This is a genomic window from Sphingomonas trueperi, from assembly GCF_040545965.1.
GTDB classification, from domain to species: domain Bacteria; phylum Pseudomonadota; class Alphaproteobacteria; order Sphingomonadales; family Sphingomonadaceae; genus Sphingomonas; species Sphingomonas trueperi_C.
Genome location: NZ_JBEPMV010000003.1, coordinates 118468 through 134122, shown reverse-complemented (window position 1 = coordinate 134122; position 15655 = coordinate 118468). Strand labels below are relative to the sequence as shown.

16 protein-coding genes are annotated in these 15655 nt (G+C 70.4%); 3 read left to right on the top strand and 13 right to left on the bottom strand.

Features of this window, described 5'->3' with window-relative positions; translation table 11 throughout:
- Window positions 1-10: 10 nt before the first annotated feature.
- From ABIC35_RS08270 to ABIC35_RS08235, 8 genes are all read right to left on the bottom strand, one after another.
- Window positions 11-388, bottom strand: a complete 378-nt coding sequence (locus ABIC35_RS08270) for a DUF305 domain-containing protein (RefSeq protein WP_354278400.1) — start codon at window positions 386-388, stop codon at window positions 11-13.
- A gap of 48 nt (window positions 389-436) precedes the next feature.
- Window positions 437-1153, bottom strand: a complete 717-nt coding sequence (locus tag ABIC35_RS08265) for a PepSY domain-containing protein (RefSeq protein ID WP_121075371.1) — start codon at window positions 1151-1153, stop codon at window positions 437-439.
- 24 nt (window positions 1154-1177) lie between these two features.
- On the bottom strand, window positions 1178-1621 hold the full coding sequence (locus ABIC35_RS08260; RefSeq protein WP_121075374.1) for a DUF305 domain-containing protein: 444 nt from the start codon (window positions 1619-1621) through the stop codon (window positions 1178-1180).
- 35 nt (window positions 1622-1656) lie between these two features.
- Complete coding sequence (locus tag ABIC35_RS08255) at window positions 1657-2844, bottom strand: copper resistance protein B (RefSeq protein WP_354278399.1); 1188 nt, start codon at window positions 2842-2844, stop codon at window positions 1657-1659.
- Window positions 2841-4769 carry a copper resistance system multicopper oxidase gene (locus tag ABIC35_RS08250; RefSeq protein WP_121075377.1) on the bottom strand — a complete coding sequence of 643 codons (1929 nt, stop codon included), beginning with the start codon at window positions 4767-4769 and terminating at the stop codon, window positions 2841-2843. Before ABIC35_RS08250 ends, ABIC35_RS08255 begins: the two co-directional genes overlap by 4 nt.
- A gap of 81 nt (window positions 4770-4850) precedes the next feature.
- Window positions 4851-5417, bottom strand: coding sequence for an RNA polymerase sigma factor (locus ABIC35_RS08245; RefSeq protein ID WP_121075380.1), 567 nt, complete (start codon window positions 5415-5417; stop codon window positions 4851-4853).
- A complete protein-coding gene (locus ABIC35_RS08240; protein ID WP_121075383.1) occupies window positions 5414-5854 on the bottom strand; it encodes a periplasmic heavy metal sensor in 441 nt (146 codons plus the stop codon). The genes ABIC35_RS08245 and ABIC35_RS08240 overlap by 4 nt, the downstream gene beginning before the upstream one ends.
- Window positions 5851-6126 carry a hypothetical protein gene (locus ABIC35_RS08235; RefSeq protein ID WP_121079226.1) on the bottom strand — a complete coding sequence of 92 codons (276 nt, stop codon included), beginning with the start codon at window positions 6124-6126 and terminating at the stop codon, window positions 5851-5853. The genes ABIC35_RS08240 and ABIC35_RS08235 overlap by 4 nt, the downstream gene beginning before the upstream one ends.
- Before the next feature lie 146 nt (window positions 6127-6272).
- Between ABIC35_RS08235 and copC the strand changes: the two genes are divergently transcribed.
- Together copC and copD are read left to right on the top strand one after the other, a co-directional pair.
- Entirely contained in the window at window positions 6273-6647 is a 375-nt protein-coding gene (copC, locus tag ABIC35_RS08230; protein ID WP_121079227.1) for a copper homeostasis periplasmic binding protein CopC, read from the top strand.
- A gap of 2 nt (window positions 6648-6649) precedes the next feature.
- Window positions 6650-7576, top strand: a complete 927-nt coding sequence (gene copD / locus ABIC35_RS08225; protein WP_354278398.1) for a copper homeostasis membrane protein CopD — start codon at window positions 6650-6652, stop codon at window positions 7574-7576.
- 37 nt (window positions 7577-7613) lie between these two features.
- On the opposite strand, the gene ABIC35_RS08220 is transcribed toward copD, so the two are convergent.
- Window positions 7614-8330, bottom strand: a complete 717-nt coding sequence (locus tag ABIC35_RS08220; protein WP_183049482.1) for a MauE/DoxX family redox-associated membrane protein — start codon at window positions 8328-8330, stop codon at window positions 7614-7616.
- A 109-nt stretch (window positions 8331-8439) separates the two neighbouring features.
- Between ABIC35_RS08220 and ABIC35_RS08215 the strand changes: the two genes are divergently transcribed.
- Window positions 8440-8832 (top strand): MerR family transcriptional regulator, encoded by a 393-nt coding sequence (locus tag ABIC35_RS08215; protein WP_121075388.1) that lies wholly within the window; start codon window positions 8440-8442, stop codon window positions 8830-8832.
- Window positions 8833-9049: 217 nt separating this feature from the next.
- Here ABIC35_RS08215 and ABIC35_RS08210 read toward each other — a convergent pair whose 3' ends face one another.
- The 4 genes from ABIC35_RS08210 to ABIC35_RS08195 are packed head-to-tail and all read right to left on the bottom strand — an operon-like array spanning window position 9050 to window position 15604.
- The gene (locus ABIC35_RS08210; protein ID WP_121075391.1) at window positions 9050-9967 is read right to left on the bottom strand and encodes a cation diffusion facilitator family transporter; all 918 of its coding nucleotides are present in this window, start codon (window positions 9965-9967) and stop codon (window positions 9050-9052) included.
- A complete protein-coding gene (locus tag ABIC35_RS08205) occupies window positions 9957-13187 on the bottom strand; it encodes an efflux RND transporter permease subunit (RefSeq protein WP_121075394.1) in 3231 nt (1076 codons plus the stop codon). The genes ABIC35_RS08210 and ABIC35_RS08205 overlap by 11 nt, the downstream gene beginning before the upstream one ends.
- A 3-nt stretch (window positions 13188-13190) precedes the next feature.
- On the bottom strand, window positions 13191-14342 hold the full coding sequence (locus ABIC35_RS08200) for an efflux RND transporter periplasmic adaptor subunit (protein ID WP_121075397.1): 1152 nt from the start codon (window positions 14340-14342) through the stop codon (window positions 13191-13193).
- Window positions 14339-15604, bottom strand: coding sequence for a TolC family protein (locus tag ABIC35_RS08195; RefSeq protein ID WP_121075400.1), 1266 nt, complete (start codon window positions 15602-15604; stop codon window positions 14339-14341). Before ABIC35_RS08195 ends, ABIC35_RS08200 begins: the two co-directional genes overlap by 4 nt.
- Window positions 15605-15655 lie beyond the last annotated feature (51 nt).

Sequence of the window (15655 nt, the reverse complement as noted above, 5' to 3'; positions counted from 1 at the left end):
TGATGCCTGTCTATTGCGCCCGCTTTCCGTGCGCGCGCAACCAGGCGTTCAGCTCGGCGACCTCCTTCTGCTGCATGGCGACGGTCTTGGTCGCCATCTGCCGCACCTTCTGATCGCGGGTCTGCCGGATGACCATCTGCGACATCTCGATGCCGCCGCGATGGTGCTCGATCATCTTCCGGACCCATGTCTCCGTCGCGTCGGCGCCGACGGCGGCCATCATCTTCTCGTGCATCCGCATCTCGGCCGGCGGATAGGGATTGGCAGGCGTCGCCTGCATCGTCATTCCGCCCGCGGGATGGTGGCCGGCATGGCCCCTCTGCTGCGCGACGGCGGTGCCGCCCGCGATGCCAGCGAGGGCGATGGCGCTCAGGACTGCTTTTCTCACACGAACTCTCCAGTTGCCCCGCTCACGCACCATACGCAGGAGCGCCGGTTACCCCTCCGCCCTGCGACGCCTTTTTCTCGGCCAGCGCAGATAGAGCAGGATCGTCCCCGCGATGGCGAGCAGAAGCCCGCCGATGGCGAAGGCCTTCAGCCATGGCGTGTTGAAGTCCTCGTGCTCGCTCCAGTCCATGATGTGGAGCGCCCAGAAGAAGTCGTAGAACCGCCATGTCCCGGTGCGGACGGCGGCGATGCGCCCGGCATCGTCGATGTAGATCCGCGTCGCCTCGCCATCGGCGAATGCGGCCTGCCACGCCGGCAGTCGGCCCTTATACTCGGTGCTGCCGGTGGTGACCCGGGCGACCGCGACGGCGGGCGCAGGCCGCCCCCTGTATGCGGCCGACGCGATGCGGCTCGCCGTCGTTGCATCGATCGCCGGCAGTCGGTCGCCCGTTGCCGCGTCGTGAAGCCGCAGCTCGCCGGATGCGGTCTCGATCTCCACGACCGGGCGGCCGAGCAGCAGGCGATGCCGCGCGCTCCGCAGCGGCGTCCCCGCCGCGATGCGGTCGAGCGGCGCGTAGTCCTGCGCTGGCAGGACGCCCCCGTCCTCGCGCTCGACCAGGTGCTCGCCGCGCACCCGCTCGATCGGCAGCAGGCTCATGACGAGCCCGCTCGTGAACCACAGCAGCAGCTGAACGCCGATTATGAGCGCCAGCCAGCGGTGAAGTCGGCTCGCCCCGATGTGCAGCCGCATCCTCGTGCTTCGCATTCGTCCCCCTCGTGGTCGGGCGCCTCACTGGCGAGCGAGCATGCCCTTCATCTGGTCGATTTCCTGCTGCTGCGAGCGGATGATGTCCTGGCACAGCGACTTCAGCTCGGGGTCGCGCAGCGACGCCTCGCGGCACATCAGGATCGCGCCCGAGTGATGCGGGATCATCGAGCGCAGGAAGGCCGTGTCGCCGATCGTCGTCTGGGTGCGTATGAGCGCGAAGCTCGCCACGAACACCACCGCCGACCCGACGAGCAGGGCGGCGTTTGCCCGCTTCGACGGGAACATGTGCGGCATGGCGATGATCATCAGCACGACCATCGGCGTGACCATCATCAGCGCCATGTAGAGCATATTCAGGTTGTTGAAGAAGCTCGACAGGCGGTCGATCATCACGAACATGACGAAGTACATGATGATGCCGCCCACGAGCGACTGGACCGCGAGGTTCACGTAAGGGTTCTTCATGGCGTCACTCCCTGTTGCCCCGCTCTCCACTCCGCTCAGAACCAGGCGCGGATCCCCGCGACGAGGCTGAAGCCGCCGGTGCCTTCGCCCGCCGCGCGGCTGTATCGAGCGGTGTCGCCGAACCTGCGCTCCCAGGACACGCCGACATAGGGGGCGAACTCGCGCCTGATCTCGTAGCGCAGGCGCAGCCCGGCCTCGGCGTCGGTCACGCCCGATCCGATGTTGCTGGACGGCACGTCCTGCGCCGACAGGTTGAGCTCGACGCGCGGCTGCAGCACGAGCCGCTGGGTCATGCGCTGGTCATAATAGCCTTCGAGGCGCCCGAGCACATCGCCCCTGTCCGACAGGAACAGCGCGCCTTCTACGTCGAACCAGTATGGCGCGAGGCCTTCGAAGCCGACCGTCGCGTAGGTCCGGTCCGGGCCGCGACGGAAGTCCTGCCGGACGCCGGCCTGCAGGTTGAAGTAGGGTCCGACGGCGCGGCTGTAGAGCGCCTGCACCTCACCTTCGGCGTCCTCCCGGAACGTGCCTTCGCCCTCGCTCTTGATGGTCAGCCGGTTGATGTCGCCGCCATACCAGAACTCGCCGTCCCACCTGTAGCCGTCGCGGCCGTCGCGGAACTGCACCTCGGCGAGGTTCAGCATCAGCTGCGAGAACGACATGCCGCCATGCTCGCTGCGCAGCGTGGCGCGCGCAGGCGCCATCGCGTCGCGGCCCCAGACGCGGTCTGCGTAGTTCGCCTCGGGCGCCGCGGGCGCGGGTGCGTTCCCCGCGGGCAGCGCGGTGCCGCCCGTGCTCATCGAAGCCGGGGCGGCGGCAGGCGCGGTCGCCTTGGGCGTGCAGTGACCCACCGCGGCGTGCTCGGGCGGACAGTCCGGATCGCTCGTGGCCGCAGCAGCAGGCGCGGCAGCCGCGGGGGGTGCCGCCTGTTGCGCCGCCGGCGCCGACGCCTTGGGCGTGCAGTGACCCATCGCCGCATGCTCCGGCGGGCACGACGGATCTACTGGCGCGGCGGCGGGCGCCGCGCCGGCGCGTGGAGGCGGTGCCGAACGCTGTGCCGGGCGCGCGGGCGCCTTGGCCGCCGGCTTCGGCCTAGCCGCCGGCTTGGGATTGGCCGACTTCGGCTTGGCGGCGGCGGGCATCTTGCAGTGGCCCATGGCCGCGTGCTCGGGCGTGCACTGGGCGGCCGACGCCAGCAGGATGGCGCTGAGGACGAGGCTCATTTCGTGTCTCCATCGCGCGGGCGGACGGAGACGACCTGCATCATGCCGGCGTGCATGTGATAGAGCATGTGGCAGTGGAAGGCCCAGTCACCGACCGCGTCGGTGGTGACGTCGAACGTAGCGGTGCCGCCCGGCTGGACCTGGATCGTGTGCTTGCGCGGCGCATACTCGCCGTGGCCCGTGACGAGCTCGAAGAAGTGGCCGTGCAGGTGGATCGGGTGACCCATCATGGTGTCGTTGACCAGCGTGACCCGGACCCGCTCGTCCTTGAGGAACGGGATCGGCTTCTTCACCTCGTTCAGCTTCTCGCCGTCGAAGGCCCACATGTAGCGTTCCATGTTGCCGGTGAGGTGGATGCGCATCGACCGGTCGGGCGCGCGCACGTCCGGATTGCGGTCGACCGCCGTCAGGTCTGTGTAGACGAGCACCTTGTGGCCCACGTCCTCCAGGCCCTGGCCGGGCTCACCCATGCGGTCGACCGGCATCGGCGAGATGGTCTGGACGGTCGGCGTCTTCTTCACCTCCGGCGCGACCGAGAAGTCGCGCATCGAGTGCTTCATCGCGCCCGAGCCGTGGTCCATGCCGGCATGCTGTCCGGCCGTCGCGGGCGCAGACGGTCCGGTCGCCGGCGCAGGCGTGCAGTGGCCCATTGCGGCGTGCTCGGGCGGGCACGCTGCGGCCGTCGGGGCGGCACTTGCGCCCTGGCCCATGGCGGAATGGTCCATCCCCGCCATCGCGCCGCCGGAGGCGGCCGCGCCGTGTTCCATCCCGGCCATCGAGCCGCCGGAACCGTGGTCCATGTCGCCCATGTCGCCCATGCCCATGTCCTTCATGTCGGCGAGCGGGCGTCGGCGCAGCGGTGGGACGGCGGCGGACATGCCCTCGCGCGGCGCGAGCGTCGCGCGCGCCATGCCCGACCGGTCGACGCTCTCGCCGACGATCGTGTAGGCGCGCTCGTCGGCGGGCTGGACGATGACGTCGTATGTCTCGGCGACGGCGATCTGCATCTCGTCGACGGCGACAGGGCGGACCGGCAGGCCGTCGGCCTGCACGACGGTCATCTTCAGGCCGGGGATGCGGAAGTTGAAGGTCGTCATTGCCGAGGCGTTGATGATCCGCAGACGCACGCGCTCGCCGGGGCGGAAGAGCCCAGTCCAGTTGTCGCGCGGGCCATGGCCGTTGACGAGATAGGTGTAGGTGCTTCCGGTCACGTCGGCGACGTCGGTCGGGTCCATCCGCATGGCGCCCCACTCGCGACGCTCCTTCGCCGACTGGTCCTTGCCGGCGAGCAGCCCGGCCAGCGTCTGCTTCTGGAAGTTGAAGTAGCCGCCCTGCTGCTTGAGCTTCTTGAAGATGATGTGCGGGTGCATCTGGCTGTGGTCGGACAGCACGATCACGTGCTCGCGGTCCGACCGGATCGGGTCGTCGCCCCTGGGGTCGATGACGATCGGGCCGTAGTGGCCCAGCTGCTCCTGCAGGCCGGAATGGCTGTGATACCAGTAGGTGCCCGACTGCACGATGGGGAACTCGTACGTGAACGTCGATCGCGGCTTGATGCCCGGGAAGCTGACGCCGGGAACTCCGTCCATGTGGAACGGCAGGATCAGCCCGTGCCAGTGGATCGAGCTGTCCTCGTCGAGTGCGTTCTCGACGTGCAGCCGCACGTTCTGGCCCTCGCGCAGCCGGATGAGCGGCGCAGGGACCGTGCCGTTGATGCCGATGGCGTGGCTCTCGCGGCCGTCGATGGTCATCATCTGGTGCGCGATGCGCAGGGTGATGTCCTCGCCCGACACGGTCGGAAGCGGCTTCACGATTCCTGCGGACACCGACTGCGCCCAGGCAGGCATCCAGGCGGACAACGCCAGCCCGCCGCCGGCGAGCGTGGCGCCGCGCAGCAGGCGTCGGCGGTCGATGGTGGCGTTCATGCGGTCTTTCGGTTCTCGGTTGAGCGGACAGTGTCTGTGCTTATTACGCAGCGGCGGGTCACGCCCCTCGCCGTTTTGGGATCAGCGGCCGAGCATTTCCGCGAGGCGGGCGCGGGCGCGCCGGATGCGGGTCTCGACCGCCTTTTCGCTAACCGAAAGCAGGGTTGCCGCTTCGGCCTGGCTGAGACCATCGACCGCGCACAGAACCAGCGGCTCGCGCTGGGACGCTGGCAGCTGTGCGACGGCACGCGAGAGGCGCGCAAGGTCCGCCCGGTCTGCCGCTTCGGCATCCGGGAGCGGTCGGTCGTCGGCGTGCAGGTCGGCGACCTCGTCGAGCGGAGTGGCCAGACCGAACAGCCGCCGAACGGCTCGGCGCCGGCCCCAGTCGCGGCACTTGTTGATCGCGATGCGCGCGAGCCACGCCGACATGGGCCGGTTCGGATCGAAGCGGCGGAGCGCCCCGTGCGCGGACACGAACGTCTCCTGCACGAGGTCGAGCGCTTCGTCCGGATCGGCGACGTTGGCGAGGATGAGGCGGTAGACGCGCTGGCGGTGCCTTCGCATGATCTCGGCGAACGCCTCGTCGTCCCCGCCCGCCGACAGGCTGGCGAGGTCGCTGTCGGCGAGTGCCGCCAGGTCCGCCCTCACCGGGCGCCGGTGGTCAGCGACTTCGTGACCGCGCGGTCGAACGCCGCCTGCTGCTCAGGACGCAGCACTTCGCGCATCGCGAAAACGTGCGTGAGCGTCGCCTTCTGCAGCTCGCCCATCGCGCGATGCGACGCGTCCACGGCAGCGGCAACCTTGGGTCCGTTCCCGTGCTCGGCCTCGATGGCGGCGGCGAGCCGCGCGTTGTCGCTGCGCAGCTCGGCTTCCAGCGATTGGCGCCTGACCGCGAACTCGCGTTCGAGCTGCTCGATCCTTGCTTCCTGATCGGCGTCGAGCTTGAGGTCGTGGTGCAGCAGGGCGTGCAGCTCGGACGTCTGAGCATGCCGGGCCGGGATGATCACGCGGCCGACGAACACGCCGCCGATCGCGGCGAGGAAGGCGACGACGGCGACCAGCGCCGTCCAGCGTCCGCGCGTCATCGGTCGGCGAGCAGCAGCGTCGACGGAGCGAGCGGGCTCGCCACGCCGAAGGGGTCGATGGGGGCGGCGCTCGCGGACGACGCCGCGGAGCCGGCGGTCATGGTCCCGAGCATGATCGCACCGGCGGCGGCGAACGCGACGGCGCCGGTGCCGGTCCGCGCGCTCGTCCGGTTCGCCTGCACGCGGTTGAGCACGGCCGCCTCGATCGAGCGCAGTCCGGGATGCTCGTCGTCGGCGACCCGGCGGAGCGCGGCATCGAGATCGAGGTCCATCTGGTTCTCCATTCCGTCTTATACGGGCTGGTTGCTAGCAGCCCTCGTCGATGGGCGCAGTTGCGAAGTGCGACGACGCCGCGAGGGGGCGAGCGGCGCCGCGCGTATTGGTCGAAGATCCCCCTGATTTCACGATGGAGTCGAAGATGCGTTTCCAAGCTGTCGCCGCCGCTGCCGCCCTCATGGCGATCGCGGCGCCCGCCATGGCCCATCCGAAGCTGGTGTCGGCCAATCCGGCGCCGAACGCCACGGTCGCGCCGACGGCGCGGGTGCAGGTGACCTTCACCGAGGCGCTGCTGCCCAAGCTCTCGGGCGCAGACATCGTGATGACGGGCATGCCGGGCATGGATTCGCACCCGCCGATGAAGATGCCGGCGAAGATCGGCGTCAGCCCTGACCGCAAGACGATGATCCTGACGCTGGCCAAGCCGCTGCCCAAGGGCACATACCGTCTCGACTGGCACGGGGTGTCGGCCGACACGCACCGCGTGAAGGGCAGCTACGTCTTCAAGGTCGCCTGACCGTGGACTGGGCGGGCGTCGCCGTCCGGTTCGCGCTGTATCTGGACCTGATGCTCGCCTGCGGCCTGGCCGCCTTCGCGCTGACCGCGCCGGCAGGGACCGGGAGGGCCATGCCGCTGCGCACGGTGCTCGTCGCCTTCGGGTGCCTGGGTCTCGTCCTGTCCGCGGGCGGTCTCATCGTCATGACGGCGGCGATGGCCGGCACCACGCTTGGGCAGATCGACCGCGAGACGCTGACGATGATCATCGACGAGACTCCCTATGGCGCCGCCTGGACGGTCCGGATCGTCGCGCTCGTCCTGGCGATCGGATCTGCATCGACCATCCGCGGCGCGGAGCCCGCATCGACGCGCATCGCGGCGTCGGCGGCCGCGTTCGCGCTTGCGGTCGCCACGCTGGCCTGGGGCGGCCACGGTGCGATGAGCGAAGGCGCTCTCGGGTTTCTGCACCTGGGCGCGGACATCCTCCACCTGCTCGCGGCGGCGGTCTGGATGGGATCGCTTCTCGGCCTCGTCCTGCTCGTCGCAAGACCGGTGGCGAGGATGGACGCGGAACATCTCCATCTGTCCTGGCGCGCGCTTCACGGCTTTTCGCGCACGGGCATGGCGGCGGTTGCGATCATCGTCCTTACTGGCGTCGTGAACGGCTGGCTGATCGTGGGTCCGAACGGCCTGCCCAGCCTCCCATCGACGCTTTACGGCCAGCTGTTGCTGGCGAAGCTGGCCGCTTTCGCCGCCATGGTGGCGCTGGCCTCGCTGAACCGGTTCCGGCTGACGCCCGCCCTGGGCTACGTCGCGTCGTCCGGTGCGGCGGCGCGGGAGCTCGGCGCGTTGCGGACGAGCCTTGCGTCCGAGGCCACGCTGGGGATCGCGATCCTGGCGCTCGTCGCATGGCTGGGCACGCTGGAGCCGGGCGCGGCGACCGGGTGACGGTGCGGGCGGGCGCGCAGCGACCGCCCGCAGGCCCTCACATTCCGCCGATGCCGGTCAGCATCCAGACGGCCATCGCGATCATGCCGAGGTTCTCGGTGAGCGAGACGAATCCCAGCGGCACGTTGGACGAGCCGCCGACGCATGCGCATTTGAGTTCGCGCCTGTCGATGTAGACGGCCTTGAAGACCGACACGGCGCCGACCGTGCCGATGAACAGCGCGATCGGAATCGAGAGCCAGTCCAGCGCACCGGCCACCATGAGGACGCCGGCCAACCCTTCCGCGAAGGGGTAGACGTATCCGTAAGGGATCCAGCGCTTGGCGAGCAGGTCGTAGTTGAGGAACATCGTCGAGAACTTCTCGACATCCTGCAGCTTGAGCAGCGCCAGGATGGCCATGCTGAAGCCGCCGAACCACTGCAGCGCGTGGAGCGTGAACGGCGTGCCGAAGGCGGCATGGCTCGCCGCCAGCGCGAGCAGCGCGGTCATGGCGAAGAGCGCGATGACCGGACGGTAGCTGGTGGCGCCGGGCTCGGCGACGTGCATTCCGAAGTGCCGCCGCAGGTCGTCGTATCCGCCGATGCGCTCGCCGCCGATGAACACCTGCGGCGTGGTCTTCACGCCGTGCTCGGCCTTGAAGGCGTCGGTCTCGGCGCGCGTGGTGAGGTGGTGGTCCTCGACTTCGAAGCCCTTGCGCCTAAGCAGGTCCAGCGCCTTGAGCCCGTAGGGACAGGTGTGTTCGGGCATCACCATGCGGTGAAGGACGGCGGTGGGAAGGGTCGACACGGGTGCGCTCCTCGTTTGCGGTTCAACGGCACCCGGCCCATATGGGGTCCGTAGCATGGTCCGGAGTCAAGAGCCGATGTCGACGTTGACGATCGCGAGGCTGGCGGAGGCCGGCGGAGTGGGCGTGGAGACCGTGCGATACTATCAGCGGCGGGGTCTGCTGCGCGAACCGGAACGGCCGGACGGCGGCGGCTTCCGCAGCTACGGCGAGCTCGACGTCCGGCGCCTGCGCTTCATCCGCTCGGCACAGGGCGCCGGGTTCACGTTGGACGAGATCGGCGAGCTTCTCGAGCTTGACGCGATCGATGACAGGGCTCGGGCTCGTGAGCTGGCACGCTCCCGGGTGGCCGCGCTCGATGCTCGGATCGCGGAACTCCAGGGCGCCCGTGCGGCGCTGGCGCGGCTGGCCGACGCCTGTGCCGGCGGCTCCGCCGGGGCCTGCCCGATCATCACCGCCTTCGAGCCGTGATCACCTGCGCCGCGGATACGACCGCCACGGCCGCTGCGACGGCGTGAGGGTGAGCCCCAGCACCTGCGCCCGGCCTCGCAGGCCGTCGATCGTCCTTCCCATCTCCCGGGCGATCTGCGCCGTCTGCTGGCGCGCCTCGAGGCGGACGCGGAGTTCGGCGTCGTCCTCGTCCGTCCACCGGCGTGGCGCCCGCGGCGCCGCCGGCGGCTTCCCGTCGTCAGCTATGGAGATGCCCGCTCTCCTCGCACGCCTCGCCCGGTCCCTCGGTCTGGATCGTCGCGTGCTCGATCCCGAACCGCTCGTCGATCAGGTCCGCCACGGCCTTGCGGACGGTGTCGGCATCGGCGCCCGGTGCCAGCGTGACGTGCATCGTGCAGCTGACGTCGTCGTTCGACATCGACCAGACGTGCAGGTCGTGGAGCCCCGCGACGCCGGGGACGGCCGAGACCGCCGCCCGCACCTCGACGAGCCGCAGGCTCGACGGCACGCCCTCGAGCAGCACGTTCGTCGTGTCGCGCAGCAGGACCCACGTCCGCGGCAGCACCCACAGGCCGATCGCCACGGCGACGATCGGATCGATCCAAGTCCAGCCGGTGAAGCGGATCGCCAGCGCGCCGACGATGACGCCGACCGACCCGATCATGTCCGCCCACACCTCGAGATAGGCTCCCTTGACGTTGAAGCTCCCGTCCTTGCCGGCGGTCAGCAGCCGCATCGAGATCAGGTTCACGACGAGACCGATCGCCGCGACGATGAGCATGCCCCACGACTGCACCGGCTCGGGATCGGTGAAGCGCCGGACCGCCTCGACGAACACGTAGATCGCGATGCCGAACAGCAGGATCGCGTTGAAGGCCGCGGCCAGGATCTCGAAGCGGCGGTAGCCGAACGTGCGGCGGTTGTCAGGCGGACGCTGCCCGATCCGGATCGCCATCAGCGCGATCACCAGGGCGGCGACGTCGGTGAGCATGTGGGCGGCGTCGGACAGCAGCGCGAGGCTGTTGAAGACGAAGCCGCCGACGACCTCCGCCACCAGGTAGGTGGACGTGAGCGCGAGCGCCCAGCCGAGCATCCTCGCGTTCGCGCCGGCCGTGTGGTCGTGGGAATGACCGCCGGCTCCGTGATCATGCGCCATGCGTCCGGGCTCCTTCGATGTCGGTGGTTTCGAAAGTCGGTGCTGTCTCGATCCGCCGCTGGCCGAAGCGGGCGTAGAGCGTCGGCAGCACGAACAGCGTCAGCAGCGTGGCCGAGATCAGCCCGCCGATGACGACCGTCGCCAGCGGCTTCTGCACCTCGGCCCCCGCGCCATGACCCAGCGCCATCGGCACGAAGCCGAGCGAGGCGACGAGCGCCGTCATCGCGACGGGCCGCAGGCGCGCCAGCGCGCCCTCGCGGGCGGCCGCGGCCCGGTCGAGGCCTCGGGCCATCAGGTCTTGGATCGCCGACAGCATCACCAGTCCGTTGAGCACCGCGACGCCCGACAGCGCGATGAACCCGACCGCTGCGGAGATGGAGAACGGCATGCCCCGGAGCAGCAGTGCGAGAATGCCACCGACCAGGGCCAGCGGCACGCCGGTGAAGACGATCAGCGCGTCGCGGACCGAGCCGAGCGCCCCGTAGAGCAGCAGCATGATGACCGCGAAGCAGATCGGCACCACGACCATCAGCCGGTCACGCGCCGACGCCAGGTTCTCGAACTGGCCGCCCCATTCCAGGTATGTGCCCGGCGGCATCTTCACCCGTGCGCCGATCGCCGCCTGCGCGTCCGCCACGACGCCCGCGACGTCCCGGCCGCGCACGTTCGCCTGCACGACGACGCGGCGCTTGCCGTTCTCGCGGCTGATCTGGTTGGGGCCGTCGACGATCTCGATGTTCGCGACCGTCGACAGCGGCACGAACCCGCCCTCGGCCGTGGGCACGGGCACCTGCGCGATGGCGGTGAGGTCGGAGCGTGCCGACTCCGGCAGGCGGATCACGACCGGGAAGCGCCGGTCCCCCTCGAAGATCATGCCGGCCTCGCGACCGCCGATCGCGGCGGCGACCGTGTCCTGCACGTCACCGGCCGTCACCCCGACCCGCGACATCGCGGTGCGGTTCGGGCGGATGTCGAGCATCGGCAGCCCCTCCGTCTGCTCGACCCGCACGTCGGTCGCGCCCTGCGTCCGGCGCAGCACGCCGGCGATCGCCTCGGCGGTCGCGTTCATCTGCGCGAAGTCGTCGCCGAACACCTTGACCGCGACGTCGCCGCGCACGCCGGCGATGAGCTCGTTGAAGCGCATCTGGATGGGTTGCGTGATCTCGTAGTTGTTGCCCGGCAGGGTCGAGAGTCGCTTCTCCAGCCGCTCGACGAACTCGGCCTTGCCGAGGTTCGGGTCGGGCCACTGGTCCCTCGGCTTCAGGATCACGAAGGTGTCGGTGATGTTCGCCGGCATCGGGTCCGACGCGATCTCCGACGTGCCGGTCCGCGAGAACGCGAACTGGACCTCCGGCTCCTTGGCGATCGCCTTCTCGACCTGCGCCTGCATCGCCTGGCTCTGGTCGACCGACGTGCCGGGGATTCGGATCGCCTGGACCAGCACGTTGCCCTCGTCGAGCTGCGGCAGGAACTCCTGTCCGAGCGTCGTGAAGGCCACGGCCGACAGCGCGAGCGCGCCGACCGCGATGCCGAGCGTGGCGTTGGGTCGGCGCAGGGCGGTGTCGAGGCCGGGTTCGTAGCGCCGGCGGAGCTCGGATACGATCCGGCCCTCCTTCTCCTCCACCCGCTTGCTCAGCCAGATCGCGATCGCGGCGGGCACGAAGGTCAGCGACAGGACGAAGGCGAAGACCAGCGCGATGATCACGGTCAGCGCCATGGGCTCGAACATCTTGCCCTCGACGCCCGTGAAGGTGAGCAGCGGCGCGTAGACGAGGATGATGATCGCCTGCCCGTAGACGGACGGGCGGATCATCTCGCGAGCGGACGCCGCGACGATGGCGAGCCGCTCCTTCAGCGGCGGCGCGTCGTCGCGTCCGTGCTGTGCCTCGGCCAGGCGTCGCAGCGAGTTCTCGACGATGATCACGGCGCCGTCGACGATCAGCCCGAAGTCGAGCGCGCCGAGGCTCATCAGGTTGGCGGACACGCCCGCCTGCAGCATGCCGATGCTGGTCAGCAGCATGGTGAAGGGGATCACCATCGCGGCGATCAGCGCCGCGCGGAAGTTGCCCAGCAGCGCGAACAGCACGACGATGACGAGCAGCGCGCCCTCGGCGAGGTTACGTGCCACCGTCGATATCGTCGAGTTGACGAGGTCGGTGCGGTTCAGCACCGGCTTGACCACCACGTCGACCGGCAGCGACGGCCCGATCTCCTCCAGTCGCTCCGACACGCCCGTCGAGACGGTGCGGCTGTTCTCGCCGATCCGCATGACGGCGGTGCCGACGACGACCTCGTGCCCGTTCTCGGACGCCGAGCCCATGCGCAGGCCCTGACCGGTCCTGACCTCCGCCACCTGGCTCAGCACGATCGCCACGCCTTCGCGCGTGGCGATTACCGTCCGGGCCAGTTCGTCGGCCGTGCGGACGCGGCCGTCCGCGCGCACCGACAGTCCCTCGCCGTTGCGGTCGACGACGCCTGCGCCAGCGCTCGTGTTGTTGCGCTCGAGCGCCGTGGCGAGGTCCTGCAGCGTGATCTTCATCGCCGCCATGCGCTGGACGTCGGGGACGACCAGGTATTCCTTGGTGTAGCCGCCGAGCGAGTCGATGCCGGCCAGGCCGGCGGTGCCCTTCAGCTGCGGCGCGACGATCCAGTCCTGCACGGTGCGCAGGTAGGTCGCCTTGTCCGCCTCGCTGACGAGATGGTCGCCTTCGGGGCTGATGTAGCTGCCGTCGGGCTGCAGTCCGGGCTCGCCGCTCTTGTGGTTGACCTTGTCGAGCTCGCGGTATTCGACCGTCCACATGAAGATGTCGCCGAGCCCGGTGGCGATCGGTCCCATCTCGGGGTTCACGCCCTCGGGCAGGTCCTCCTCGGCCGTGCGCAGGCGCTCGGACACCTGCTGGCGCGCGAAGTAGATGTCGGTGCCCTCGTCGAAGACGGCGGTGATCTGGGCGAAGCCGTTGCGGCTGAGCGAGCGGGTGTATTCGAGGCCGGGGATGCCGGCGAGCGCGGTTTCGACCGTGAATGCAACCTGCTTCTCGACCTGGTCGGGTGAGAGGGCTGGTGCGACGACGTTGATCTGGACCTGGTTGTTAGTGATGTCGGGGACGGCGTCGATCGGCAGCCGCTGGAGCGCGAGCATGCCGGCGATGGCGGCGACGGCGGTGAGCAGCAGGACGAACCAGCGCCGCTCCACCGAGAAGGTGACGATGCGGGCGATCACGGGTCAGTCCTCGTGCTCGGCTTCGCCCTTTCCGAGCTCGGCCTTGAGGGTGAAGGAGTTGGTGGACGCGATGCGTTCGCTACCGTTGAGACCGGCCGTGACGACGACCTGGCCGCCGTTGCGCCGGCCGAGCGTTACCGGCACGGCCTTGAAGCCTGTGGCGGTGCGCACGAAGACGTGCGGCTTGTCCTCGATCATCTGGACGGCCGCCGACGGCACCGCGACGGTCCGGTCGCCGCCTGCGGGCACAATGACCGACGCGTTGACGGTCTCGCCCACGTGCCAGGTGTTGCCGCCGTTGTCGAGCGTGGCGATGACCGGCACCAGCCGGGTGGTCTCGTCGAGAACCGGCGACACGAACGTGACCCTCGCCGCCTGCCGGCGCCCGGGACCTGTAACCTCGACCTGGGCGCCAGGCTGCACGCGTCCGGCGTCGGCCGGAAGCAGCGACATAGCGACCGATACCTTCGACAGGTTGGCGATGCGGAACAGCTCCGCGTCCGCCGCCACCGTCTGGCCGAGGGTGGCCGACCGGGCGATGACCTGCCCGGAGATGGGGGATCGCACGGTGACGCGGTTGAGCGCCCCGCCGCCGCCGCCCGTAGCGGCGAGCTGCTGCTGCGCGAGCCGCAGGGCGATGTTGGCCTCGGTCGCGGCGGTGCGGGCGGCGATCAGGTCCTGCTCGGGCGAGACGCGCTCGGCGAACAGGCGCTGCTCGCGGCGGAGGTTCGACTGCGCCAGCGCCGCGCGGGCGCGCGCCGCCTCGATCTCGCCCTTCAGCGATGCGGCCTCGCGGCTCTCGATCACGGCGAGCACGTCGCCGCGTCCGACGGATTGGCCGAGGTTCCTGGTCAGCGATACGAGCCGCCCGCCGATCGCGGCCGACGCGACCTGGACGCCCTGCGGATCGCCCTCGATGGTGGCGCTCACCTCGATGGCGCCGGCGACGCCGCCGACCGTCGGCCGGACGACCTCCATGCCCGCCTCGGTGATCTGCTGCTGGGTGAGCGTGACCACGCCTTCCTCGGCGTGGCCTTCCTCGGCCGCATGCTCCCCGGCGGCGTTCTCGGCTGGCGCTTCGGTGCCGCCGCCGCAGCCGGCGAGCGCCAGCGCTAGGGTCGCAGGGACGAGCGCCCCAAGGATCGTCTTCTTCATGGCTGGACTTCCGTGTTGGCGGGCGCGCGGGCGGTGAGCCGCTCCAGGCGTGCCTTGGCGTCTTGGTAGGCGGCGAGTGCGTCGATGGCGGCCGAGCGGGTCTGGGCGAGCGTGCGCTCCGCCTCGAGCAGGTCGAGCTGGCCGAACTTGCCCTCGCGGTAGCCGATGCGGGCGATGCGGGCGGCCTCCTGAGCCGCCGCGAGTGCCGGTCCGTTGGCCGCTCGCGCGTTCGCCTCCGCGTTGGCGAGGTCGGTCTCCGCCGTGGCGATCGCCTGCTGCGCGTCGAACAGCGCGACCCGCCGCAGCGCCTCGGCCTGCTCTCGCTGGGCGCGGGCGGCGTCGATGCCCGCCCGGCCGTTGTTGAACAGCGGGATCGGAAGGCTGACGCCGAACACCGCCGCCACGTCGTTGGTGGCCTCCAGCCGGCGGGCACCTGCGCTCAGCGTCAGGTCCGGGACCCGCTGGCTTCGGGCCAATCGCACTTGGGCGTTGGCGGTGGCGACCTCCGCCTCCGCGGCGGCCAGGGCCAGCGTCCCTTCCGGGCTGGCCGGAACCCTCGGGCCGACGCCGCCGGCGACCCTGTCGAACCAGCCGGGGTCGAGCGCGCCGGGTTCCCGCCCGACCAGGCGGGCCAGGTTGGCGCGCGCGAGCGCCGCCGCCCGCTCGGCCTGGGCGAGCGCCGTGTCCGCGTTGATGCGCGCGACGTCGGCGCGCTGCTCCTCCAGCGGGGAGGCCCGGCCGGCGCGGACGCGCACGTTCGCCGCCCTCAGTCCCTCGATGGCGATGCGCTGCTGGTCGCGCGCGATCAGCAGCCGGCGCTCGGACGCCACCGCCTCGTTGTAGGCCTGGGTGACGCGGAGCCTGAGATCGGCACGGGCCGTCACCACCGCCAGTCGGGCACGGGCGGTCTGGGTGTCCGCCACGGCGATCCGCGCGGAGCGCTTGCCGCCGAGCTCCAGCGGCAGCGACATGCCGACGGTCGTCTCGGCGCCGCGGATGCCGCTGTAGGCGCCCGTGCCGACGACGTTCTCGACCTCTACGTTGACCGAGGGGTTGGGCCGCTGCCCGGCGACGCGGCGCTGAGCCTCCGCGGCCCTGACCCCGGCGTCCGCCACCCCGATCCCCGGCGCATTGGCGCCGGCGAGGTTGAGCGCCTGTTCGAGCGTGAGCCCATCCTGCGCGGTCGCCGGTGGACTGGTCTGCGCCTGCGCGGATGATGCGCAGACGGTTGCGGCCAGCGCGGCCGCGATGATGCGATGCATGTGTTGCTCCTGACGTGGGATGACGGCCGCCGGGGTCCGGCGGCGCGGCGC